Raw genomic sequence first — 22321 nt, forward strand, 5'->3', positions numbered from 1 at the left:
TCTGTCTCACTCAAACCGAGATATGTAAAAAGAAGACATAAAAAAACAAGGTCCCATAATGAGGACCTTGTTTGTGCCATTATTTTGCTTCGCTGTATAGACGAGCCACTTCGTCCCAGTTTACAACATTCCAGAAAGCTGAAATGTAATCAGGACGGCGGTTTTGATAGTTAAGGTAGTAAGCATGCTCCCAAACGTCAAGACCTAAGATAGGCGTTTTGCCTTCTGAAAGCGGAGAATCTTGGTTTGGCGTGCTTGTGATTTCAAGTTTACCGTTGTTCACAACAAGCCATGCCCAGCCAGAACCGAAGCGTCCAGCTGCTGCTGCTGCGAATTGCTCTTTGAATTTGTCAAAGCTTCCAAATACACTGTTGATCTCTTCAGCAAGCGCGCCAGTCGGTTCGCCTCCGCCGTTTGGAGATAAAAGTGTCCAGAATAATTTGTGGTTCGCGTGTCCGCCGCCGTTGTTGCGGACTGCAGTGCGGATGTTTTCAGGAACAGAATCAAGATCTGCAACAAGCTCTTCAACTGATTTGTTGGCAAGAGCAGTGTTTCCTTCAACCGCTTTGTTTAAATTTGTCACGTATGTGTTGTGGTGTTTCGTATGGTGAATAGTCATAGTTTCCTTGTCGATATGCGGTTCTAAAGCATCGTACGCATAAGGTAATTCTGGAAGTTCGTAAGCCATGATAATTCCTCCTTAGTATATATGTACTGAAATGCCGCTTCACAGCGAGCCTTTCTTCATTCAATGTAACAAAAGAATGCTTTGTAATCAATGAAAAAGCTCACGATTTGGCTCATTTCAGCGGACATATTTCACTTTAACCGATAATCGGCACCATTAAACCTGCCGCCAGCATTTCTTATAGGACCGTCCATAAAAAATATCCGATCATCAAAAGCTGTATGATGCCCTTTGCAATAACCCCTGTTAAAAAACCAATGAGTGAGCCGAGGCCAATTTTAAACGCTGACTTTAAGTCCTTCTGATGAACGATAAGTTCTGCGCAAACAGCCCCGATAAACGGCCCCAAAATGATCCCTGCAACCGGAATGACAAAAGGCCCGATTAATAAACCAATCGTGCTTCCCCAAATGGCAGCTTTGCTTCCTCCGAACCTTTTTACTCCAAGCAGATTCGACACGTAATCTGCTGCGAATAATACTGCGGCAAAAACTGCCTCAACAAGCCAGAACATATAAGAATACGGACTGAATGAAAATAAAAATCCGTACAATACAAATCCGGCAACAATAAATACTACGCTCGGAATAACAGGATACACCAGCCCGATAAAGGCAATGATAAAAACCGCTGCAATCAACAGCCAATACAACATATCCATAGCTTCCATCCTCCCATTTTACTCTGTCTTCTTCATGTCTTCCTTGTATTCACACGCATGCAACGATACAATAAGCAACATATATTAGTTTAGCTAGGAAGTGAAGATAGTGAATGTGTTTCAGCTTTTCATTAAAAGTACATACTCTCCCCGTGATATTGCAAAAACAAGATTTCAAGGAATCGGAAAAGCGATTCTTTATGTATTTTTGCTCTCTGTCCTGTTTGCAATCCCTACCGCTTATTATGTAAGTACAGGGACCGTAAAATCAATGAACGGCTTTAAAACTGTTTTAAACAAAGATTTCCCTGATTTCACAATTTCAAACGGCAAACTTCAAACGGATGAGAAAAAAGCCACGGAATCTCAAGCAAATGGTTTCGTTATCGTGTTCGATCCAACAGACTCCTATGGCACTGAACAAATTGAAGCAAAGCAAAACGCAATCGGCATCCTTCAGAACAAATTTGTTTTGGCCATTGACGGACAGGCCCAAGAAATGTCTTACTCAATGATGCCGTCAGAGTTACAGAAAAAAGATGTCATTGCAGGTTTAAACCAAAATAAAGCGATGATTGTAACTGTTCTCTCAGCTCTTATTTTTCTCGTAACTGCAGCGGGAAAATTTATTGAAGTATCGTTTTTAGCGCTTATCGGGTTAATCATTAAGAAGTCGCAGAAAAAACATTTATCCTATCATCAGCTCTGGAAGCTTTCTGCTTATTCCATCACCCTTTCAACTGTATTCTTTACAATCATGCGGGCATTAGAAGCAACCGTACCAAGTGAATTTTTGCTGAACTGGTTTGTCAATTTTGTCATCCTGTTTCTCGTTTTAAAAGAGATTCCGTCCAAAAAAGCTGCTGTATAAACCGAGGCTGCATTCGCAGTCTCTTTTCTTTTGTCATGAATCGAAATGGACAAGCATACTATGGTATAAAATTTCGTATGCGGGAGGAAAAGCGATGAAGCGTCTCACCTTAGTATGCAGCATTGTTTTTATACTTTTTATTCTTTTTTATGACCTTAAAATTGGAACCATACCCATTCAGGACCTCCCTGTCTATGAAGCATCAGCAAAAACGGCTGTACAAGAACCGGCTTATAAAACGGTGAAGGTAAAGCCGGGTGATACGGTTATGTCGATAGTCGGATCAGCAGGTTCTCCGGATGACATTGTAAAGGATTTTGAAGCACTGAATCCAAATGTGAAAGCCAATGCCATTCAAGCGGGAACAGCGTATAAATTCCCGGTCTACCCTTAATTTAACGTTAATTTCTTGTCAGTTCGGCCAAGACACTGTTACAATGTAATTTGTAAAATAAATTCACATAAACCATACTAGAATTGTTATATCTAGAAGCGGCAACTACAATTAAGGAGCGATTGCAAGTGAGTGAAATCACACATCGTACAAAAACGCGTCCCGTCAAAGTGGGACCTTTAACAATAGGCGGCAACAATGAAGTTGTCATCCAAAGCATGACAACAACGAAAACACATGATGTAGAAGCAACGGTTGCAGAAATTAACCGTTTGGCTGAAGCCGGATGCCAAATCGTTCGGGTAGCATGTCCGGATGAACGGGCAGCAAACGCCATTGCGGATATTAAAAAGCGCATTTCCATTCCTCTCGTTGTTGACATACATTTCGATTATAAACTTGCGTTGAAAGCCATTGAAGGCGGCGCAGATAAAATCCGCATCAATCCCGGCAACATCGGCCGGCGCGAAAAAGTTGAAGCGGTTGTTAAAGCGGCCAAAGACAAAGGCATTCCGATCAGAATCGGAGTAAACGCCGGTTCATTGGAAAAACGCATTTTAGAAAAATACGGTTATCCGACTGCCGATGGAATGGTAGAAAGCGCACTTCATCACATTAAAATTCTTGAGGATCTTGATTTTCACGATATTATTGTCAGCATGAAGGCCTCTGACGTGAACCTTGCAATCGAGGCTTATGAAAAAGCGGCGAAAGCGTTTGACTACCCGCTTCACCTCGGGATCACCGAGTCAGGAACACTGTTTGCCGGCACAGTAAAGAGCGCAGCAGGACTCGGCGCAATTTTAAGCAAAGGCATCGGGAACACCATGCGCATTTCACTAAGCGCAGACCCTGTAGAAGAGGTAAAAGTAGCAAGGGAGCTTCTGAAATCTTTCGGCTTAGCCTCCAATGCTGCCACGCTCATCTCTTGCCCGACTTGCGGCCGTATTGAGATTGATCTAATCAGCATTGCCAATGAAGTGGAAGAGTATATTTCTAAGATAAAAGCGCCGATTAAAGTTGCTGTTCTCGGCTGCGCTGTAAACGGACCTGGTGAAGCGAGAGAAGCTGATATCGGAATCGCCGGCGCACGCGGTGAAGGGCTACTGTTCCGGAAAGGGAAAATTGTCCGTAAGGTTCCAGAGGAAACGATGGTAGAAGAACTCAAAAAAGAAATTGACATTCTTGCTGAGGAACACTACGCAAAACTTGAAGCTGAAAAAGCAAAATTAAAAGAAGAAACACAAAAAGCTTGACGGGAACCCGTCAAGCTTTTTTGTGTTAGAAAAATGGAATAATAAATATTCCAAGCACTAATGAAACGACACCGATACCCATTGCCCAGGCGCCAAGGCCTTGAGCACCTCTTCTTCTTGCGATATAGCCGACAATAATACCGGCAGCTCCCAATAAAACAGGCAGTACAAACAATGAAATGATGGACAAGGCTAAAGCGATATATCCTATTCCCCGTCCTTCATTGACATTGCCGCCGCTGCGATCATTGTCTTGGTCATTGCTGCGGTCAGCAGCACGATAAGGCTCTGCGATTTCAGCAGCTGTTTCCTCAAAAAAACCGTCATTGTCGCGGGTAATATTTGTCCCTTCAGATCCATGATCAACATAGTAACTGTTGTTATCACGCTTTTCGTAATCGTTTGCCACCTTCAATTCCCCCTTCTGTTTTATTAAAGGAGCTTTTATAGTTTGATCCATTTTGCCTGATTCATGTTTGCTAAACTTTTCTGTTAATGTCAATTGTTTATGTTACACTTGAAGGGATGAAACTGAAGGAGTGTGGGCATGTTACGCTTAGGAATAGATATTGACGGCACAATCACGGCTCAGGATACATTCGTCCCTTACTTGAACCGTTCGTTTAATCTTTCCATTTCATTAAACGATATGACGGATTATGATTTAACAAAGCTGTTAAACATTACCCAGGAAGAATTTTGGGATTGGATGAATCAAAATGAAGCGATCATATATAAGGAAGCATTGCTTGCACAGCATGCGAAACAGTCACTTGATCTTCTCAAAGAGGAGCACAAGCTTATTTATATTACAGCGAGACGGACTCATTTAACTGATATTACCTATGAATGGTTTGACAGACAAAACATTCATTATGACCACATCGAACTCGTTGGCGGTCATCACAAAGTTGAAGCGGTCAAGAATCATAACATCGACCTGTTTTTTGAGGATCATCACGGGAACGCCATGATGATTGCGAAAGAAGCCGGGATACCGGTGATTTTGTTCAATTCCCCTTATAATCAGCTTCCGATTGATTCAAACATCATCAGAGTAAACAACTGGCTAGAAGCCGTTCAATGGATGAACAACAATAAGCATCACTTAATACGTGTCAATAACTGAAAAAGGAGCCCAAACCGGGCCCCTTTTTCATATATACGCATTTTACGCAGTAGTGTTTTCTTGGTTTTCCGCTGTACAATCAGGGCATGTGCCATAAATCTCAAATTTATGCCCGCTGACCTGATAGCCATCCAAATCATCACAAAGCTTGTCCATCGGACATGATTCAATTTCCTTTGTTTTGCCGCAGGCAAGACAAATAAAATGATGGTGGTGATGGGTGAATGAACACTTAAATCGGAAGAGCTTTTCACCGGACAGCTCAGTTGTTTCCAAAATCCCAAGTTCTTCATATAAAGAAAGATTTCTGTAGATTGTATCAAAGCTTAAGCCTGGATAATCATCATTCAGTGCAGACAGTACGTTTTTAGCGGTAAGATATCTGTCTGAATCAGCAAAAAGCTGCAGCATATCCTCCCGTTTGTTTGTATATTTATATCCGTTTTCTTTTAGTAGGTTCAGCGCTTCTTGTACGTTCATGAAGGGTCCCCCTTTTCGCTTTGCTTAAGAACGTATTACATGTATGAAAAAGAAAATGGCAGCTGTCTGTCCAGCAAGCCATTTTCTTTACTGCAGATAAAATTATACCCATAAAATAAATAAAAGTAAATGAAAGCCTAGTGGATTGCGTTTTTGAATTTTCCGCCTCTCGTTTCATGAGTATTCATAATTGTTATGAATGCATTTTGATCGACTTCAAACACAATCGATTTGAGCTTTGTCACTTCCAGCCTTGTGACAACCGCGTAAATTACGTCTTTTTCTTCGTCCGTATACCCGCCTTTCCCCTTCAGCTTCGTTGTGCCCCGACCAAGACGGTGCAAAATCGCGTCGGAAATCTCATCATACTGCTCAGACACAATAATGACAGCTTTTGTTTCATCAAGCCCTTGGATCACGGCATCAATCGTTTTCATCGCAATATAATAAGTCATGAATGAGTACATCGCTTGCTCAGGACCGAACACAAAAACTGCCCAAATGAAAATGAACACATTGATGAACATAACGAACTCACCTACTGAAAACGGGAGTTTTTTGGTCAGCAAAATACCGAGAATTTCTGTACCATCCATTGAACCTCCGTTTCGAATAACAAGCCCGACGCCAAAGCCGAGTAAAAGACCTCCGAACACAGTAGCCAAAATAGGCTGGGTTGTAATGGCTTCTACATGGTGAAGTGAGGATTCAATAACGGCAAGCCCGACAATCCCTATAAACGTAGAGACTAGAAAGGTCTTACCGATATATTTATATCCGAAGATCATAAAAGGAATATTTAATATGACAACGAAAAAAGCGAAATTCAGAAAGGGGTTTGACATAAAGAGGTGGTCTAAAATAAGTGATACACCGATAATCCCGCCATCAATAAAATCATTGGGGATTAAAAATAATTCAATACTTACAGCCGCAGATGCAGCTCCTACCAGAATCATAAAGACCCTGAAAATAAAATGGGTAAATGTTTCTTTCTTATGTTGTTTTGTTGGGGTCATAAAATCTCCTTTCCTGCAATAACTATTTTAAATACATTATAAATCTATTTTACCATTAAACACTGACACATTTTACTGATTTGCCCATACATTAAGTCTGGAGGTGGAATGACCGATGATTTTATTTCAAAGAATTATTTTGCAGCGGCTTAATCAGGCTACTGCTGATGATTTGCTGAAGTACTCAAAACAATACGGAATCAGCTTAACAAGATCGCAGGCCGTTGAAGTAGCGAACCTGTTATACGGGAAAAATGTAAACATCTTTAATGAGAGTGAACGAATGCGGCTGCTGAAACAAGTAGAGACGATTACATCGAAAGAAACAGCTCAAACAGTTAATGAACTATTCAAACAATTTACAAGCTAAAAAATGGGGGTGTTATCCCCCATTTTTTATTGCTGTAAAATCTTTTCAAGCAATGTATCATCAAATTGTTTTTCTTTCAGCATTTCAATCTCAAAACGGTATGGCGGTTTTTTGTTCTTTTTATCTTCACCGACGTATGGTGTTTCAAGAATTTTTGGAATGTCTTTTAACTGCTCATGGTGAACAACATATTGCAGTGCGTCAAAACCTATTTCACCAAAGCCAATATTTTCATGGCGGTCTTTTCTCGCACCTTTGACATTTTTGCTGTCATTGATATGAAGCACTTTAATACGGTCAATGCCAATGATTTTATCGAACTCATTTAGCACTCCGTCAAAGTCTTCGACAATGTTATACCCGGCATCATGTGTATGGCACGTGTCAAAGCACACTGACAGCTGCTCATTGTGTGTAACGCCTTCGATAATCTGCGCAAGCTCCTCAAAGCTTCTGCCGCATTCTGATCCTTTTCCAGCCATTGTTTCTAATGCAATCTGGACATTTTGATTCGGATCAATCACTTCATTTAAGCCTTCAATAATTTTTTTGATGCCCGCTTCAGCTCCTGCCCCTACGTGAGCGCCAGGATGAAGGACAATTTGCTTCGCTCCGATGGCCGCTGTCCGTTCAATTTCTGAACGAAGAAAATCAACACCCAGCTCAAAAGTGGACGGATTTGTCGTGTTGCCAATATTAATAATATAAGGCGCGTGTACGATAATCTCGTCAATGCCGTTTTCTTGCATATGTGCCCGGCCTGCTTCTATATTTAAGTCTTCAATTTTCTTTCGGCGCGTATTTTGCGGTGCGCCTGTATAGATCATAAACGTATTCGCCCCATAAGAGACTGCTTCCTGGCTTGCAGCCAGAAGCATATGTTTTCCGCTCATAGAGACGTGTGAGCCTATTCTCAGCAACAGGTTCCCCTACTTTCTTTTGTTAGATTGGTTTCTTCTCTGTTTTTTCTTGATTTTCTCCATCTCATAGCTCATTTTCTTTTTATACCCAGGCTTAACCTTCTTCGGCTTTTTCACGAGACGATGAGCAATTTCATCCGCTTCATTCGGCGTTTTTTTACGCTTTTTGCGGCGCTGACGGTCATCGCCTTTTTTCCATTCGCCCTTGTCAAGCTCTAAGTAATCAAATTCGATGCCCATTTTTTCAAGTCTTACTAATGCATCCTCATCAGTAAGCTCATAAATGGTCATCGCTTGTCCTGATGAGCCGGCACGAGCCGTTCTGCCCACACGGTGAACATAGAAATCGAGATCATCCGGCAGCTCATAGTTGATAACATGGCTGACACCTTTAATATCAATACCTCTTGCGGCAAGGTCAGTTGCAATGACATATGTGAATTCCAAATCATTGATCTGCTTCATGACTTTTTTCCGCTCACGTGGTGTTAATCCGCCGTGCAGCAAGCCAATTTTCATGCCTTTGCCAGTCAGATACTGGGCAATATGGTCAGCCGTATTTTTCGTGTTGGCAAACACAATCCCCAGGTATGGATTCAGATGCGACATGATGTCAAAAAGGAGCTTGTCCTTGTCACGATGTTTCGAAGGAATGAGGATATGCTCGATTTTCGCAGCAGTCACCTGTTTTGGCTCCACATGGGCGTATTTCGGATTTTCCATGTATTTCTTCAAAAATGGTTTCAGCTTTTCCGGTATGGTCGCTGAGAACACAAGCATTTGCAGATTTTCAGGCATGCGGGAACCGATGTAATCTACATCTGCAAGGAATCCCATGTCCAGCATTAAATCCGCTTCATCAATAACAAGAGATTCCGCTTTATGAACACTTAACGCCTGTTCTTTGATTAAGTCAGCAATCCGTCCGGGTGTACCGACAACAAGATGCGGCTGTATTTTCAATTTATCAATTGATTTTTGTTTATCAGTGCCTCCGATAAAACATTTCGAGCGAATCTGACTGCCTTCCTCACCTTGTGTGATTTTAAGCGATTCCTGATAAATCTGGTTGGCTAGCTCTCTTGTCGGAGCCGTAATGACTACCTGAACGACATCCTTAGCAGGATCGATTTTGTTTAATAAAGGCAGTAAATAAGCGTGAGTCTTTCCAGTACCCGTCTGAGACTGGCCGATGACGCTTTCTTTTTTTAACACTGCAGGAATCAGCCTTTTCTGGATATCAGTCGGTTCGTAAAAACCAAGGCGATGTACTGCATCTATAATAAATGGTTTCAATTCATAAAGTTCAAATTTTGTTTCTTTCATTTTTCCCAGCTCCTTAAAGCGGCACATTATGTGTCCATCATCACATTATACCCGATTTTGCTTAAAAACACCACGTTTGCAAGGCGTTTGTTTTATTCAGTTATGTAAAGCAAATACCGCAGCCCATGCATATTCTAATAGCAGAGAGAGCTGAAAGGAGGTACAAGTATGTTTTCACCGCAGCAGCCAATGAGAAATTACCCACAGCCCGGACCGCCCCGCCCCATGCCAAATCAGCGAATGATGGGCAGAAGACCGCCTAATATGCGAGGACCTTCATTTGGAGCACAGCAGCAAGGTTTTCAGCAAGCCGGACTATTTCTTCCTCAGGCAAATGCCGGAGCGAGAAATGGTGCAGGTGCAGGTACAGGCGGAGGCTTAAAAGGAATGCTGTCAAGGTTCCTACCCGGCGGAGGAGGCGCTGGCAGCGCCGGAGTTCCTGGAATTCCAGGAGCAGGTGCAGCAGCGAGCGGAGGTGCTGGCCTGCAAGGCATTCAAAATATCGCCAATCCTGCATCATTATCCAGTATGCTTGGAAATGTGCAAAAAGTACTCGGCATGGCGCAGCAAGTCACCCCTATGATCCAGCAGTACGGCCCATTAGTCCGCAATCTGCCAGCAATGATGAAGCTGTACAGCCAATTAAGTAAAAGTGATGATACTGAGACAGAGGCCAATGAGGAAAGTGAAAAACAATCAGTTTCAGAAGAATCATCAGAAAAAGAGAAAGAAACTGAAACAAAAACCTCAGATGGGAACAAAAAATCAAAACCAAAAAGTTCTTCTCTCCCAAAGAAATCTAAAACAACTGACAATAAAGAACAAGAATCAAAAACGTCTGCCCCGAAGAAAAAGGAAGCTCCTGCTCCGAAAAGAACATCAGGCAGTTCAAAACCGAGATTATATATTTAACATTCTTTGATATCTGAAGTGAGATTGGCTATAATGAGATCAGAAGAATGCAAGAATAGAGCCGTTTGATTACGGCTTTTTATATTGCCTTTACTCACTTCAGTATTGGAGGACAACCGAAAATGGACGTAATTAAAATTTCACCGCGCGGCTATTGCTATGGTGTTGTTGATGCTATGGTCATTGCCAAAAATGCGTCACTAGATAAAAGCTTGCCAAGACCCATCTATATACTCGGGATGATTGTTCATAATAAACACGTCACTGATGCGTTTGAAGAGGAAGGGATTTTTACATTGGACGGCTCTAACCGTCTGGACATCTTAAAGCAGGTTGACAAAGGAACTGTCATTTTCACTGCGCACGGTGTTTCTCCCGAAGTCAGAAGAATCGCAGAAGAAAAAGGGTTAGTCGCAATTGATGCTACATGTCCGGATGTGACGAAAACTCATAATCTAATCTTAGAGATGAAAGAAAAAGGATATCACGTGATCTATATCGGCAAAAAAGGGCATCCAGAGCCTGAGGGAGCCGTTGGCGTAGCGCCGGAGATCGTTCACTTAGTTGAAACAGAAGAAGATGTAAAGAACCTTGATATCCAAGCCGAGAAGTTAATCGTGACGAATCAAACAACAATGTCTCAATGGGATGTTCACGACATTATGGAGCTTGTCAAAGAAAAATATCCTCATGTCGAATATCACCAAGAGATTTGCCTCGCTACTCAAGTGCGGCAGGAAGCTGTATCAGAGCAGGCAAAAAAAGCGGACTTAACAATCGTTGTCGGAGACCCGAAAAGCAACAATTCAAATAGGCTTGCTCAAGTGTCAGAGGAAATAGCCGGGACAAAAGCATACCGGATCGGCGACTTAAGCGAATTGAAGCTCGAATGGCTGAAAGGCGTTAATACCGTTGCAGTTACAGCGGGAGCTTCAACACCGACGCCGATCACAAAAGAAGTCATTCGCTTTTTAGAGCAGTTTGATCACGAAGATCCATCAACTTGGACAACTGAACATAATATACCGCTCAAAAAAATACTTCCAAAAGTAAAAGCAAAAAACTGAGGCTGTAAAAGCCTCAGTTTTTTTATAGAAATGTAAATGGATTTGTATCTGTTTCAGAAACAAAGATATTCACGTCAAACTTTTTATCGTTACACATTGATGTCAGTTTTCTCGTGACGCCTTCTTTCATGATTTTTTCCGCGTAATGGCCCGGATCAACCACATTTAGGCCAAGCATCATCGCATCATGGGCCACATGGAAGTATAAATCCCCTGTGACGTAAACATCGGCTCCCTTTCGTTTTGCATGATGAATATACTTGTTTCCATCTCCACCAAGAACAGCTACCTTTTTCACCATGCTGTCTGCATCTCCCACCATTCTGACACCATTGACGTCAAGCTTGTCTTTCACAAATAAAGCGAATTCCTTAAGCGTCATCTCATTTTTAAGGGTTCCGACACGGCCGAGCCCTTTTTCGGCGGGAGTCTGTTCGACAGGATAGATATCGTAAGCAACTTCTTCATATGGATGGCTTTTTATCATTGCATTGATAACAGCTTTTTCGACGCTTTTAGGAAATACAGTCTCAAGCCTTACTTCATGAACAAGCTCAAGCTCTCCCACTTCACCGATAAAAGGCTTAGCTCCGTCCAATGGCTTAAAGCTGCCGATTCCTTCAGATGAAAACGCGCAATGGCTGTATTCACCGATATGGCCGGCCCCCGCATTTCCGAGCGCGGCTCTGACCTGCTCTTCATATTCCTTCGGCACGTAAACTGCCAGCTTTTTCAGAGGATCCGTATAAGTAGGTGCCAGCACTTCCGTCTCACTCAGCTCTAATGCTTCAGCAAGCAAATCATTCACGCCGCCGTCCGCAACGTCTAAATTTGTATGAGCTGCATAAACAGCAATATCATGCTTCAAACACTTTTCAATTAACCTTCCGGCAGGCTGATCTGTTGAAATATGCTTTAGCGGCCGGAAAATAGGAGGATGGTGTGCAATAATCAAGTCAACCTCTTTTTCAATCGCTTCATCGATAACGCTCTCTAACACATCAAGTGTAACCATCACATTTTTAATTGGTTTGTTTAAAGTCCCGATTTGCAGGCCGATTTTATCTCCTTCAACCGCATAGGCTTTCGGGGAAAATTGTTCAAACAGCTGGATGATCTGCTGCCCATTTACACTTTTAGCCATGATCGATTACCTCCTTTAACAGCTCCATTCGATCGGCGAGCTCCTTTAATTTTTGTTTGTTTTGCTCTGTATCCGCCGCTTGGCTGATCTGTTCATAAATGCTTTGAGTGTGCTGAAGCTCTTGTGTCCACTTTTTCAAAAAGACAGCATTTTTTTCTTTTGCCAAGAAAGGGCCGACGAGCATCCCGGCTGATAAAGAAATACCGTCATAAGCCGCATCCCTGTCTCCCGCTTCTGCTACCAGCACCTCATAGCACTTTCCGTCCTCTTCAAGGATTACCTCATCTATCAGCGCATATCTTTCTTTATAAAGCCACTCCCTGATATGAACAGCATGAATATTCGGCTGTAAAATGAGCCGTTCCTTCCCCGTTAATTTGTCTTTGCCCGCTTCTAAAATGTGAGCGATCAAAGCCCCGCCCATTCCGGCAATCGTAATGGCATCAGCTTCACCTTTTTTAATCACTTCCAGTCCGTCTCCCTGCCTTACAGAAATGTGCGAGTTTAAGCCTGATTTTTCAACCTGCCGCTTTGCAGACAAAAATGGGCCGTCTGTTATTTCTCCGGCAATCGCCCCGCTGGCTTTATGATTCAGCACCGCATAACAAGGAAGGTAGGCGTGGTCAGAGCCGATATCGGCCATCACCGCTCCATTCGGTATGTACTCCGCTACTGTTTGCAATCGTTTAGATAATTTTAATTCGTTCACTTGTCATCACAACTTTTCTCAATCATTTTTTCCTTTACTATCATATAAAAAATCAGCCCGGAATCCAAGCTGAAGCAAATGATTTTGAGATTATTTCTTTTGATGCGGGTCTGCACGCGGCAGTCAAAAATAAAAGGCTGTCGAGAACATCTCGGCGGCCTGTGAATGTATAAAGAGAAAAATGGTTCTTTTATTTAATTTTTGACACCCACTCTGCCATATCATCCAGCTTATCGGCCGGTACAAGACCGGAAGGCATTCCATTACCGCCTTTTTCGATCTTTGTTTTAATTTCAGCGACATCTTTCTTATCCCCTACACCTTTTAAGCTCGGACCCGAAACACCTTCATAATTTTCACCGTGGCATGCGATGCAGTTTGCCTTGTAAATTTCTTCTGGTGAAGCGTTTGCATCTTTCTTTTCAGCAGATTTGCTTTCTCCTCCGCTTGCAATCTCCCGAGAGTCATCAAGTCCTTTTACTGATAAAAAGAAAGTTAGACCAATTCCTAAAACAGCGATCAGCAAAAATGGAATAAGCGGGTTCCATTTCATTTCCCTTCCCCCTTTTTGATCCTTCCCCCTATGTAAACACTTCTAATTCTAACTTATTTTTACAAAAAGTAAATGGATTGCTATACAAAAGTTTTTTATTCACACTTTATACAAAATTGAATAGAAACATGCCTAAATCTCTAATATCCTTTTTATTCTATTGTATAATGTATTGTATACGCTTACAATAGAAAATATGGAATTAGATTTTGAAATTTTTCACCACAATGTTCATTTGCAAATGACATCATTTTTCAGTAAAATAAAGGCATATTATCCATATATCTTTTTAAAAAAAGAAGAACGGATCTTCAAGACCCGTTCCATCTTATTCAAGGAAATCTTTCAAACGTTTACTTCTGCTAGGATGTCTTAGTTTCCGCAACGCTTTGGCTTCGATTTGTCGAATACGCTCTCTCGTTACTCCAAATACTTTGCCGACCTCTTCTAATGTTCTAGTACGGCCGTCATCAAGACCGAATCGAAGACGCAATACATTTTCTTCACGATCAGTTAACGTATCAAGCACATCTTCCAACTGCTCTTTCAATAGCTCGTATGCGGCGTGGTCAGAAGGTGAAGTTGCTTCTTGGTCTTCAATGAAATCACCAAGGTGCGAGTCATCCTCTTCACCGATCGGTGTTTCCAGAGATACCGGCTCTTGAGCAATCTTTAAGATTTCGCGTACTTTTTCAGGCGTTAAATCCATATCTTCCGCAATTTCTTCAGGTGTTGGTTCTCTGCCTAAGTCTTGCAGTAATTGACGCTGCACACGGATTAATTTATTAATGGTTTCAACCATATGAACGGGAATCCGGATCGTTCTCGCCTGATCGGCAATGGCGCGTGTAATCGCCTGTCTGATCCACCACGTAGCATACGTACTGAATTTATAACCTTTGCGATAATCAAATTTTTCAACGGCTTTCATCAGACCCATGTTTCCTTCCTGGATCAGATCAAGGAACAGCATACCGCGTCCGACATACCGTTTTGCGATACTGACAACAAGCCGCAGGTTCGCTTCAGCCAATCTGCGTTTAGATTCTTCGTCACCTTCTTCAATCTTTTGAGCGTAGGCGATTTCTTCTTTTGCAGAAAGAAGGTTAACCCGACCGATTTCCTTTAAATACATACGAACTGGGTCATTGATTTTAACGCCAGGCGGTACACTTAGGTCATTAAGGTCAAATTCTTCTTCGGCTTTGGCAAGCTGCTGAATATTAGGATCTTCTGTTTCTTCATTCTCACTAATTAATTCAACACCTTGTTCACCTAAAAATTCATAATACTCATCCATTTGGTCTGATTCAATTTCAAAGCTGGACATACGCTCAGCAATTTCTTCATATGTCAAAACGCCACGTTTTTTACCAGACTCTGTTAATTGCTCTTTTACTTGGTCGAATGTTAATTCTGTCTCGTGGGTTTGTTTATCAGCCATTATGGATCCCTCCTTCCAAAGCTTGCAACGAATTCTATAAGCGGTATGATTCTTATTCGGTCCATTCAGGCGTTTTCTATGTGAACTGCCTTTAACAATGTGCGAATAATGAAATGACAATTCATGATGAGGTTAAGCGATCTATTTGCTCCTCCGCAAGGAATCATTGCCAATAAATGCTCCTCATCAGTTCTCCAGTTATTTTAAAGATCGGTTCAATGTAACGATTTCTTGAGCCAGAGAAGCAGCTCTTAAAAAATCTTTTTGCCTTTCGGCTTCGGCTCTTTCCGCCTCTTTTTCTTTTATCATTGACCAATTTCTTTGATTCAACACTTTTTTTACATAATCTGATAACTCGGCTTCGCTAAGCTCTTGATTAACCTGAAGCATTAATATATCAGACAAGAGCTGACTTATATGATCATCCGTCACCCTGGCCATCAGATGCTGAGGCGTCAGCTCGGCTCCCTCTTCATAAAAAGCATAAAGATAGGCGGCTAATGCCCGGTGCTCATCAATATTAAATTGAAACCCTACCCGGTCAATCACTTTTTTGATGACGCTCCGATCTCGAAGCATGTGAGCGAGTAACAGCCTTTCTGCATTTTCATACGCCGGACGCAAACGTTTTTGCCTTGCTTTTGTCGTCAGATGCGCTCGCCGCGTTTTTGTTTCACCGCTATTGTCAGCAGGTTTGTTTTGCTTGCTGAAAACAGACAGCTGCTCAGTTAAAGACTCCTGTGAAAGCGAAAACTCTGAAGCAAGCTGCTTTACATAGACTTCCTGCTCTAGAGACCCTGAAAGCGTGCTGATTTCTTTCAGTACGTCTTTAATGTAAGCTAGGCGGTCGCCTTCATCGGACAGGTTCTTTCCTTTTCGGAAATATTGCATTTTGAACGCCATTACGGTGACACTTGCGTCAATAATGTCGTTTTTAAATTTTTCCCCGCCGAATTTTTTGATGTAATCATCAGGGTCCAATCCGTCAGGAATCATTGCAACTCTGACTTTGCAGCCTTTTTTTTGCAGAAGCTCCGAAGCTTTTAAGGTGGCTTCATAACCGGCTTTATCAGAGTCATAGCAAAGAATGATTTCTTCGACGTTTCTTCTCAGGATCTTGACATGATCATCTGTAAGAGACGTTCCCATCGTGGCTATGCTTTCCTTTACATCCGAGCTTACGGCCGATATGACATCAGCAAACCCTTCAAATAAGACTGCTCTTTCCTGCTTTCTGATATGAAGGCGGGCCTTATAAAAATTGTAAAGCAGTTTGCTTTTATGAAAGAGCGGGGTTTCAGGACTGTTCATATACTTAGGCTGCTGGCTGCCAAGAGCCCTGCCTGAGAAAGCAACAACAGCCCCGTGATGATCATGGATCGGAAACATGACACGGTTTCTGAAGCGGTCGAAATATCCGCTTCCGTCTTCGCGTCTGATCAGGAGACCCGCTTTTTCCATTTGCGCCTCACTAAATCCCCTCTTTACAAGGAATTTCGTGATAAAGTCCCAAGAATCAAGAGCATAGCCAATCTGAAATTCATTAATCAGCTCTTTCGTAAAGCCCCTAGAAAGCAGATAATCCAGTGCCTCTTGACCTTCTTTTGTATTTATTAACAAATGATGGTAAAATTTCTTCAGGAGCTCATGTGCCTCAGCCATTTTTTGTTCTCCAGAAGACTCTGGCCGGGCTCCGGAATGGACTGTTATATCATCTGGAAAATCAATTTGGTATTTGTCAGCAAGGTGAGAAACCGACTCGGCAAAAGAATAGCCTTCCATCTGCCTTAAAAAAGAGAAAACATTGCCGCCCGCTCCGCAGCCAAAGCAATGAAAAATCTGTTTGTCGGGCGATACGGAAAACGAAGGTGTGCTTTCTCCATGAAAAGGACAGAGTCCAAAGTAGTTTCGGCCTTGCTTCTTTAATTGAACATAATCACCTATGACTTCAACGATATCTGCCGACTTTTGCACCTGATCCACAATTTCATCTGGTATCCGATTTCCCATCTTATAACACTCCGTCGTACATTATTCGATGCTTTAGTGCAAAATCCCTTCATCGTTCGACAGGATTTTTTGCAGCAGTGTAATAAATCGTTCTCGATCTTCTTTATTCAATTTTTTAGGCCCTTTGGCATATACGCCTTTTTTTCTTTGTTTGCCGGAAAAATGACGGCCCTCTAGGGCAAAATCAATCGTGTCTTCTTTGTAAAGACGACCTCTTTCCGACATAACAGAGACATTTCTGTTCAACAGCAGAGATGCTAATCCGATGTCCTGCGTCACAACAATATCTCCCGGTTTCACGTGATTTGCGATATATAAATCAGCAGCTTCTTTATGAGGATCAACATACTTCCATTTTTCTTCATTGCTTCTGGAAAGCTGATAATGTTCAAATGAAGCGACAAAAAGAACTTGAACTTCATACTCGGATGCTGTTTGTAAAATTTCATCTTTTACCGGACAAGCATCAGCATCGACAAAAATCGTCTTTTCTTGTTCATTAAGAAGAGTAATTCTCCATCCCTCCATTAAACTCCTGCATAAAAGCAAGCAAAATCGCACATCCTTTATTATTGTGGATGTATATGAATTTGTCGAAAAATTTCCGGGAGAAATTCTTGACATCTTACCCATAATAGTTTATTCGTATCACACGATCCTTAAACCTAAAATTAATCATTTTATCACAATTTTTTATTATAATACAAACTTCACAAAGATGCTATTGTTTTTCATTATTCCCTTTTGGCACAGCCAAAAACCCAGGATAGAGCGTCCTGAGTTATATGTTTTTTGTTTTGAGATGATGGATAATATTTGCTGTTTCCTCAACCGCTTTATTTGAAACATCAACAACCTGGCAGCCGATCCGATCCACAATCTTTTCGAAATACTCGAGTTCCTCTTTGATTCTGTTGATATTTGCATAAATCGCTTTATCATTAAGCCCGAGTGATTTTAAACGTTCTTTTCTGATATGATTCAGTTTATCAGGGCTAATCTTTAAACCGATGCATTTTTTCGGATCAACGTTAAAGAGTTCTTCCGGCGGATCAACCTCCGGTACAATCGGAACATTGGCAACCTTCAGGCGTTTGTGTGCGAGATATTGAGACAGCGGTGTTTTAGACGTTCTTGAAACGCCGATCAAAACGATATCAGCTTTTAAAATCCCTCTTGGATCACGTCCATCATCGTATTTAACTGCAAACTCGATGGCCTCCACTTTTTTGAAATAATCTTCATCAAGCTGGCGCACCCGCCCCGGTTCGTATTTCGCTGTTAAACCGTAGGCTGTTTCCATTTTATCAATCAACGGGCCGATAATATCATAATATAAAACATTTGCTTTTTCCGCTTCGGCTATCAAATATTCTCTGATTTCCGGCACCACGAGTGTAAAACAGATAATGCCGCCGTCTGCCTTTGCAAGTGAAATCACTTCATTGATAGTGCCTATATCTTCAACATAAGGAATTCTTCTTACATGAGTATCATCCGCCGATCCGTTAAATTGGCTGAGTGCTGCTTTTACTACCAATTCAGCCGTTTCACCGACGGAATCCGATACAACATAGATGATGCGGTTATTCATATTATCCCCCCGTTAGTTTGCAATCTTATAGGATTTCATTTTCAGATAAACTGACAAGTATTTTGGTCATATTTGTTTTTGTCACTCTGCCGATCACTTCAAAGCCTTTATCGGTGTCTTTGATGACAGGCAGTGCATCAATTTGTTTTTCTATTAAGTGCTTTGCAATGTCCATCACATAATCCTCGCGTCTGCACACCGTAATGTTCGGCATCCTTGTCATGATGATGTGAACAGGGACCGATGTAAGCTCCTGCTGGCCAATGCTCGCTCTGAGCAAGTCTTTTCGTGAAAGCACCCCGACTAAAACAGCATCGCGGTCCACCACAAACAGAGTACCTACATCTTCTAAAAACATGGTGCAAATCGCATCGTACACAGAAACGTTTTCGTGAATCACTACGGGGATAGATTGAAAGTCTTTCACCTGAAGCTTTTTGAGTTTATCCGCCAAAAGCTGTGTGCCGGTTTTTCCCGTATAGAAATAACCGACTCTCGGGCGCGCCTCGAGGAATCCTGACATGGTGAGTATGGCTAAATCCGGGCGCAATGTCGCCCTGGTTAGGTTCAGCTTTTCTGCAATATGCTCCCCTGTAATCGGCCCGTTTTCTTTTACAATCTGCAAAATATGTTCTTGCCGTTTATTTAGTTCGATCGTACTCACCACCTTTTCACTTCATAGCTATGTAAAGAAATAATAATCCATATTATAACGTAAATATCTTGTAATCAAACAAAAAACTTATAAATGGGGAAAAGACGATTACCGATCACACAGCAACCGCCTTTTCTCTCTTTATTTTACAATAAGGGCATTCATATTCGCAAAGGACTTGATCTCATCCGCCAAGCTTACCATTTGCGCTAAACGATTTGCCTTTAATGCCTCATTATCCGCTATAACCATTGTATGATCGAAGTAAGCATCGATCGGTTCTTTTAAGGCTGCAAGTGAAGCAAGCGCCGCCTCATAATCTTTTTTGCTGAAGTTTTCCTGCAGATTTTGCTTCGCTGTTTGGTAGGCATCAAACAGTTTTGCTTCGTATTCATTTTCAAACAGATCAGGCTGAATGTCTCCGCGGACTCCTTTTTTGCTGATAGAGATCACTCGGCCTAACGCTTCGGCTGTTTCCTTAAAGCCAGGTGCACCAAGCTTTTGCTCCAGTACTTGTGCTTTATGCAGCGCAGAGTACGGCTCAAGCTCAGAGCTTTCCAGCACGGCGTCAATGACATCATGTCTGATTTGTTCAGCATTCAAGACATATTTCAAGCGCTGAGTGAAGAAATCCAGCAGTTCATTTTCTTTATCGGTTTGAACGAAAGTAAGCAGCTCTTCAAATGAAATTCCCCAGTTGCGGTCAAGAAGAATCGCAACAATACCGCTTGCTTGGCGGCGCAGTCCGTAAGGGTCTTGGGAACCGGTCGGAATTACGCCGATAGAGAAGAATGAAGCGATTGTGTCAAGCTTATCCGCCATTGCTACAACAGCTCCGGTGAAAGTAGAAGGCGTTTCTCCGCCCGCTGATCTAGGCATATAATGTTCATTAACTGCCGCCGCCACAGCTTCATCTTCGCCAAGCATTCTCGCATACTTTTCGCCCATAATTCCTTGAAGTTCAGGGAATTCATATATCATATGCGTCACAAGGTCGAATTTAGAAATTTCAGCAGCCCGCTTCACATGTTTTAATGTATCTTCATCAGCCTGAAGACGAACGGCAAGTTTCTCTGCGATTGATGTGACTCTTCTAACCTTATCAGCAAGAGAACCAAGCTCTTCATGGAAAACGATATTTTCAAGCTTCTTCACATTTGCATCAATGTTTAGTTTCTGATCTTCCTTGTAGAAGAATGACGCATCAGATAAACGTGCGCGCAGCACTTTTTCATTGCCTCGGGCCACATTTTCAATCGCGTGGCTGTTGCCGTTTCGGACTGTGATAAAGTGAGGCAGCAGGTCACCGTTTTTGTCTTTGACAGGGAAGTAGCGCTGATGCTCTTTCATTGTTGTGACAAGCACTTCTTCAGGAATTGACAGAAACTCGGATTCAAATGAACCGTAAAGAGCTGTCGGGTATTCTACTAAATGATTCACTTCATCAAGAAGGTCTTCGTCAACTGGAATGCTCCAATTGTTTTCAGCAGCCATTGTTTCCAGCTGAGATTGAATCATTTGCTTTCGGACGCTAGGATCAGCAATAACATGCTGTTCTTTCAACTGCTCTTCATAAGCTGAAGGTGATTCAATTGACACTTCATGTCCGAGGAAACGGTGTCCCTGTGTTGTCCGTCCAGACTCAACGTTTGTGATCGAAAATGGAATGACATCCTGTCCAAATAATGCGACAATCCATTTGATCGGTCGGATATAACGCAAATCTTCATTTCCCCAGCGCATGTTTTTCGGGAAATGCAAGCTTGTAATTAAACCGCTCAATTCTGGCAGAAGCGACTTCGTTTCTTGGCCGGCTTGGAATTTTTGCACGAATACATACTCTATGCCTTTTACTTCTTTGATATACAGGTCTTCCACATTCGCGCCTTGGCCTTTTGAAAAGCCGATTGCCGCTTTTGTCCAGTTCCCGTCCGCATCAAGGGCAATTTTTTTCGCAGGCCCTTTTGCTTCTTCTTTTATATCATCCTGCTTTTCTGCGACATCCTTAACGAACACAGCAAGACGTCTCGGTGTATTGAAGAGTTTCACTTCACCGTGAGTAATATTTTTTTCTTTAAGCCAGCCTGTCAGCTTGTCGCCAAGCTGAACCATGCTTTCATTCAAAAAGCGCGCCGGCATTTCCTCTAATCCGATCTCTAAAAGTAAATCCTGTTTACTCATGAGAAGAACCCTCCCCTTTAAGCATTGGGAACCCTAGTTTTTCTCGTTCCTCATAATAGGTTTTTGCTACTTTTCTAGCTAAATTCCGCACTCTTGCGATATAGCCCGTCCGCTCGGTAACAGAGATCGCACCTTTGGCATCAAGCAGGTTGAAAGTGTGCGAGCATTTCAGCACATAGTCATATGCTGGATGAACAAGTCCGTTGTCCATTTGCTTGATCGCTTCTTTTTCATATGTGCTGAACAATTGGAACAGCATATCGACGTCTGATGTTTCAAACGTATAAACAGAATGCTCATATTCAGCCATCATGAATAAATCTTTTACTGTAAACCCTGACGTCCATTCCAAGTCAAACACGTTTTCTTTATCCTGGATATAAGACGCGAGACGCTCAATTCCATACGTAATCTCTACAGAAACGGGTTTACACTCTAATCCCCCGACCTGCTGGAAATACGTAAACTGTGTTATTTCCATTCCGTCAAGCCAAACTTCCCAGCCTAGACCCGCGCAGCCTAAAGACGGATTCTCCCAGTTGTCTTCAACAAAGCGAATATCGTGCTCAAGCGGATCAATTCCAAGAGCACGCAAGGAATCCAAATACAGCTCTTGAATGTTATCAGGTGACGGTTTAATAATGACCTGGAACTGATGATGCTGATACAGTCTGTTCGGGTTCTCCCCGTAGCGGCCGTCTGCCGGACGTCGGGAAGGCTCTACATAAGCCACTTTCCACGGCTCAGGACCGATACTGCGCAAAAATGTATACGGGCTCATCGTGCCGGCTCCTTTTTCTACATCGTAAGCCTGCATAAGCACACAGCCCTGACTGGACCAATGCTTTTGCAAGGTTAGAATCATGTCTTGAATATTCATTTCAAGCACCTCCACTTTTCTTTCATAAGTTGACTGTGGCAGCAACCAAAAAACTCCC

24 protein-coding genes are annotated in these 22321 nt (G+C 42.2%); 7 read left to right on the forward strand and 17 right to left on the reverse strand.

The window, feature by feature from the left end; all coding sequences use genetic code 11:
* Nucleotides 1–79: 79 nt before the first annotated feature.
* Nucleotides 80–688, reverse strand: a complete 609-nt coding sequence (gene sodA, locus NSQ16_RS12545; protein ID WP_004398583.1) for a superoxide dismutase SodA — start codon at nucleotides 686–688, stop codon at nucleotides 80–82.
* Nucleotides 689–866: 178 nt separating this feature from the next.
* Nucleotides 867–1349, reverse strand: coding sequence for a DUF456 domain-containing protein (locus NSQ16_RS12550; protein WP_004398518.1), 483 nt, complete (start codon nucleotides 1347–1349; stop codon nucleotides 867–869).
* Between the two features lie 109 nt (nucleotides 1350–1458).
* Between NSQ16_RS12550 and NSQ16_RS12555 the strand changes: the two genes are divergently transcribed.
* The 3 genes from NSQ16_RS12555 (at nucleotide 1459) to ispG (ending at nucleotide 3870) form a co-directional block, all read left to right on the forward strand.
* The gene (locus tag NSQ16_RS12555) at nucleotides 1459–2220 is read left to right on the forward strand and encodes a DUF1189 domain-containing protein (protein ID WP_230488259.1); all 762 of its coding nucleotides are present in this window, start codon (nucleotides 1459–1461) and stop codon (nucleotides 2218–2220) included.
* Nucleotides 2221–2314: 94 nt separating this feature from the next.
* Nucleotides 2315–2614 (forward strand): LysM domain-containing protein, encoded by a 300-nt coding sequence (locus tag NSQ16_RS12560; RefSeq protein ID WP_003230087.1) that lies wholly within the window; start codon nucleotides 2315–2317, stop codon nucleotides 2612–2614.
* A gap of 122 nt (nucleotides 2615–2736) precedes the next feature.
* On the forward strand, nucleotides 2737–3870 hold the full coding sequence (gene ispG / locus NSQ16_RS12565; RefSeq protein ID WP_010886567.1) for a flavodoxin-dependent (E)-4-hydroxy-3-methylbut-2-enyl-diphosphate synthase: 1134 nt from the start codon (nucleotides 2737–2739) through the stop codon (nucleotides 3868–3870).
* A 25-nt stretch (nucleotides 3871–3895) separates the two neighbouring features.
* Here the strand turns inward: ispG and NSQ16_RS12570 are convergent, their stop codons facing one another.
* Entirely contained in the window at nucleotides 3896–4285 is a 390-nt protein-coding gene (locus NSQ16_RS12570; protein ID WP_010886568.1) for a DUF308 domain-containing protein, read from the reverse strand.
* A gap of 132 nt (nucleotides 4286–4417) precedes the next feature.
* On the opposite strand from NSQ16_RS12570, the gene NSQ16_RS12575 reads away from it, so the two are divergent.
* Nucleotides 4418–4999 carry a nucleotidase gene (locus NSQ16_RS12575; protein WP_003246215.1) on the forward strand — a complete coding sequence of 194 codons (582 nt, stop codon included), beginning with the start codon at nucleotides 4418–4420 and terminating at the stop codon, nucleotides 4997–4999.
* Nucleotides 5000–5041: 42 nt separating this feature from the next.
* Here the strand turns inward: NSQ16_RS12575 and zur are convergent, their stop codons facing one another.
* Both zur and NSQ16_RS12585 read right to left on the reverse strand, forming a co-directional pair.
* Nucleotides 5042–5479: a zinc uptake transcriptional repressor Zur gene (gene zur / locus NSQ16_RS12580; RefSeq protein WP_004398578.1), complete on the reverse strand. Its 438-nt coding sequence runs from the start codon at nucleotides 5477–5479 to the stop codon at nucleotides 5042–5044.
* A 137-nt stretch (nucleotides 5480–5616) separates the two neighbouring features.
* Nucleotides 5617–6498 carry a YitT family protein gene (locus NSQ16_RS12585; RefSeq protein ID WP_003230077.1) on the reverse strand — a complete coding sequence of 294 codons (882 nt, stop codon included), beginning with the start codon at nucleotides 6496–6498 and terminating at the stop codon, nucleotides 5617–5619.
* A gap of 115 nt (nucleotides 6499–6613) precedes the next feature.
* Here NSQ16_RS12585 and NSQ16_RS12590 point away from each other — a divergent pair, with 115 nt between their 5' ends.
* Nucleotides 6614–6868, forward strand: coding sequence for a DUF2624 domain-containing protein (locus tag NSQ16_RS12590; RefSeq protein WP_003230076.1), 255 nt, complete (start codon nucleotides 6614–6616; stop codon nucleotides 6866–6868).
* 26 nt (nucleotides 6869–6894) lie between these two features.
* On the opposite strand, the gene NSQ16_RS12595 is transcribed toward NSQ16_RS12590, so the two are convergent.
* Both NSQ16_RS12595 and cshB read right to left on the reverse strand, forming a co-directional pair.
* Nucleotides 6895–7788, reverse strand: coding sequence for a deoxyribonuclease IV (locus NSQ16_RS12595; RefSeq protein ID WP_009967756.1), 894 nt, complete (start codon nucleotides 7786–7788; stop codon nucleotides 6895–6897).
* Nucleotides 7789–7797: 9 nt separating this feature from the next.
* On the reverse strand, nucleotides 7798–9114 hold the full coding sequence (gene cshB / locus NSQ16_RS12600) for a DEAD-box ATP-dependent RNA helicase CshB (RefSeq protein ID WP_160221680.1): 1317 nt from the start codon (nucleotides 9112–9114) through the stop codon (nucleotides 7798–7800).
* A 168-nt stretch (nucleotides 9115–9282) separates the two neighbouring features.
* Between cshB and NSQ16_RS12605 the strand changes: the two genes are divergently transcribed.
* Together NSQ16_RS12605 and NSQ16_RS12610 are read left to right on the forward strand one after the other, a co-directional pair.
* A complete protein-coding gene (locus tag NSQ16_RS12605; RefSeq protein WP_160221681.1) occupies nucleotides 9283–10026 on the forward strand; it encodes a YqfQ family protein in 744 nt (247 codons plus the stop codon).
* A 122-nt stretch (nucleotides 10027–10148) separates the two neighbouring features.
* The gene (locus NSQ16_RS12610) at nucleotides 10149–11093 is read left to right on the forward strand and encodes a 4-hydroxy-3-methylbut-2-enyl diphosphate reductase (RefSeq protein ID WP_014477361.1); all 945 of its coding nucleotides are present in this window, start codon (nucleotides 10149–10151) and stop codon (nucleotides 11091–11093) included.
* A 22-nt stretch (nucleotides 11094–11115) separates the two neighbouring features.
* On the opposite strand, the gene NSQ16_RS12615 is transcribed toward NSQ16_RS12610, so the two are convergent.
* The 10 genes from NSQ16_RS12615 to glyQ all read right to left on the reverse strand — a co-directional run bounded on the left by NSQ16_RS12615 (nucleotide 11116) and on the right by glyQ (nucleotide 22263).
* On the reverse strand, nucleotides 11116–12237 hold the full coding sequence (locus tag NSQ16_RS12615) for a Nif3-like dinuclear metal center hexameric protein (RefSeq protein ID WP_038829714.1): 1122 nt from the start codon (nucleotides 12235–12237) through the stop codon (nucleotides 11116–11118).
* A complete protein-coding gene (gene trmK, locus NSQ16_RS12620; RefSeq protein WP_003246178.1) occupies nucleotides 12230–12880 on the reverse strand; it encodes a tRNA (adenine(22)-N(1))-methyltransferase TrmK in 651 nt (216 codons plus the stop codon). The genes NSQ16_RS12615 and trmK overlap by 8 nt, the downstream gene beginning before the upstream one ends.
* Before the next feature lie 256 nt (nucleotides 12881–13136).
* The gene (gene cccA / locus NSQ16_RS12625) at nucleotides 13137–13499 is read right to left on the reverse strand and encodes a cytochrome c550 (RefSeq protein WP_003230068.1); all 363 of its coding nucleotides are present in this window, start codon (nucleotides 13497–13499) and stop codon (nucleotides 13137–13139) included.
* 328 nt (nucleotides 13500–13827) lie between these two features.
* Complete coding sequence (gene rpoD, locus NSQ16_RS12630) at nucleotides 13828–14943, reverse strand: RNA polymerase sigma factor RpoD (protein WP_003226225.1); 1116 nt, start codon at nucleotides 14941–14943, stop codon at nucleotides 13828–13830.
* Between the two features lie 198 nt (nucleotides 14944–15141).
* Nucleotides 15142–16953 (reverse strand): DNA primase, encoded by a 1812-nt coding sequence (dnaG, locus tag NSQ16_RS12635; protein WP_003230066.1) that lies wholly within the window; start codon nucleotides 16951–16953, stop codon nucleotides 15142–15144.
* A gap of 33 nt (nucleotides 16954–16986) precedes the next feature.
* The gene (locus NSQ16_RS12640) at nucleotides 16987–17481 is read right to left on the reverse strand and encodes a YaiI/YqxD family protein (RefSeq protein ID WP_230488260.1); all 495 of its coding nucleotides are present in this window, start codon (nucleotides 17479–17481) and stop codon (nucleotides 16987–16989) included.
* 253 nt (nucleotides 17482–17734) lie between these two features.
* Nucleotides 17735–18547 (reverse strand): pyruvate, water dikinase regulatory protein, encoded by an 813-nt coding sequence (locus NSQ16_RS12645; RefSeq protein WP_003230064.1) that lies wholly within the window; start codon nucleotides 18545–18547, stop codon nucleotides 17735–17737.
* A gap of 25 nt (nucleotides 18548–18572) precedes the next feature.
* Complete coding sequence (ccpN, locus tag NSQ16_RS12650) at nucleotides 18573–19211, reverse strand: transcriptional regulator CcpN (RefSeq protein WP_003237058.1); 639 nt, start codon at nucleotides 19209–19211, stop codon at nucleotides 18573–18575.
* 132 nt (nucleotides 19212–19343) lie between these two features.
* Complete coding sequence (gene glyS / locus NSQ16_RS12655) at nucleotides 19344–21383, reverse strand: glycine--tRNA ligase subunit beta (protein ID WP_024572413.1); 2040 nt, start codon at nucleotides 21381–21383, stop codon at nucleotides 19344–19346.
* Nucleotides 21376–22263, reverse strand: a complete 888-nt coding sequence (gene glyQ / locus NSQ16_RS12660) for a glycine--tRNA ligase subunit alpha (protein ID WP_003226213.1) — start codon at nucleotides 22261–22263, stop codon at nucleotides 21376–21378. Before glyQ ends, glyS begins: the two co-directional genes overlap by 8 nt.
* Nucleotides 22264–22321 lie beyond the last annotated feature (58 nt).

This window comes from Bacillus sp. PS108 (genome assembly GCF_037963335.1).
Lineage (GTDB): Bacteria > Bacillota > Bacilli > Bacillales > Bacillaceae > Bacillus > Bacillus subtilis.

Coding starts and splice junctions, on each gene's coding strand:
- sodA (WP_004398583.1), bottom strand. CDS start 688: ATGGCTTACGAACTTCCAGAATTACCTTATGCGTACGATGCTTTAGAA.
- NSQ16_RS12550 (WP_004398518.1), bottom strand. CDS start 1,349: ATGGATATGTTGTATTGGCTGTTGATTGCAGCGGTTTTTATCATTGCC.
- NSQ16_RS12560 (WP_003230087.1), top strand. CDS start 2,315: ATGAAGCGTCTCACCTTAGTATGCAGCATTGTTTTTATACTTTTTATT.
- NSQ16_RS12575 (WP_003246215.1), top strand. CDS start 4,418: ATGTTACGCTTAGGAATAGATATTGACGGCACAATCACGGCTCAGGAT.
- zur (WP_004398578.1), bottom strand. CDS start 5,479: ATGAACGTACAAGAAGCGCTGAACCTACTAAAAGAAAACGGATATAAA.
- NSQ16_RS12585 (WP_003230077.1), bottom strand. CDS start 6,498: ATGACCCCAACAAAACAACATAAGAAAGAAACATTTACCCATTTTATT.
- NSQ16_RS12590 (WP_003230076.1), top strand. CDS start 6,614: ATGATTTTATTTCAAAGAATTATTTTGCAGCGGCTTAATCAGGCTACT.
- cshB (WP_160221680.1), bottom strand. CDS start 9,114: ATGAAAGAAACAAAATTTGAACTTTATGAATTGAAACCATTTATTATA.
- NSQ16_RS12605 (WP_160221681.1), top strand. CDS start 9,283: ATGTTTTCACCGCAGCAGCCAATGAGAAATTACCCACAGCCCGGACCG.
- NSQ16_RS12610 (WP_014477361.1), top strand. CDS start 10,149: ATGGACGTAATTAAAATTTCACCGCGCGGCTATTGCTATGGTGTTGTT.
- NSQ16_RS12615 (WP_038829714.1), bottom strand. CDS start 12,237: ATGGCTAAAAGTGTAAATGGGCAGCAGATCATCCAGCTGTTTGAACAA.
- trmK (WP_003246178.1), bottom strand. CDS start 12,880: ATGGCCGATATCGGCTCTGACCACGCCTACCTTCCTTGTTATGCGGTG.
- cccA (WP_003230068.1), bottom strand. CDS start 13,499: ATGAAATGGAACCCGCTTATTCCATTTTTGCTGATCGCTGTTTTAGGA.
- rpoD (WP_003226225.1), bottom strand. CDS start 14,943: ATGGCTGATAAACAAACCCACGAGACAGAATTAACATTCGACCAAGTA.
- dnaG (WP_003230066.1), bottom strand. CDS start 16,953: ATGGGAAATCGGATACCAGATGAAATTGTGGATCAGGTGCAAAAGTCG.
- NSQ16_RS12640 (WP_230488260.1), bottom strand. CDS start 17,481: ATGGAGGGATGGAGAATTACTCTTCTTAATGAACAAGAAAAGACGATT.
- NSQ16_RS12645 (WP_003230064.1), bottom strand. CDS start 18,547: ATGAATAACCGCATCATCTATGTTGTATCGGATTCCGTCGGTGAAACG.
- glyS (WP_024572413.1), bottom strand. CDS start 21,383: ATGAGTAAACAGGATTTACTTTTAGAGATCGGATTAGAGGAAATGCCG.
- glyQ (WP_003226213.1), bottom strand. CDS start 22,263: ATGAATATTCAAGACATGATTCTAACCTTGCAAAAGCATTGGTCCAGT.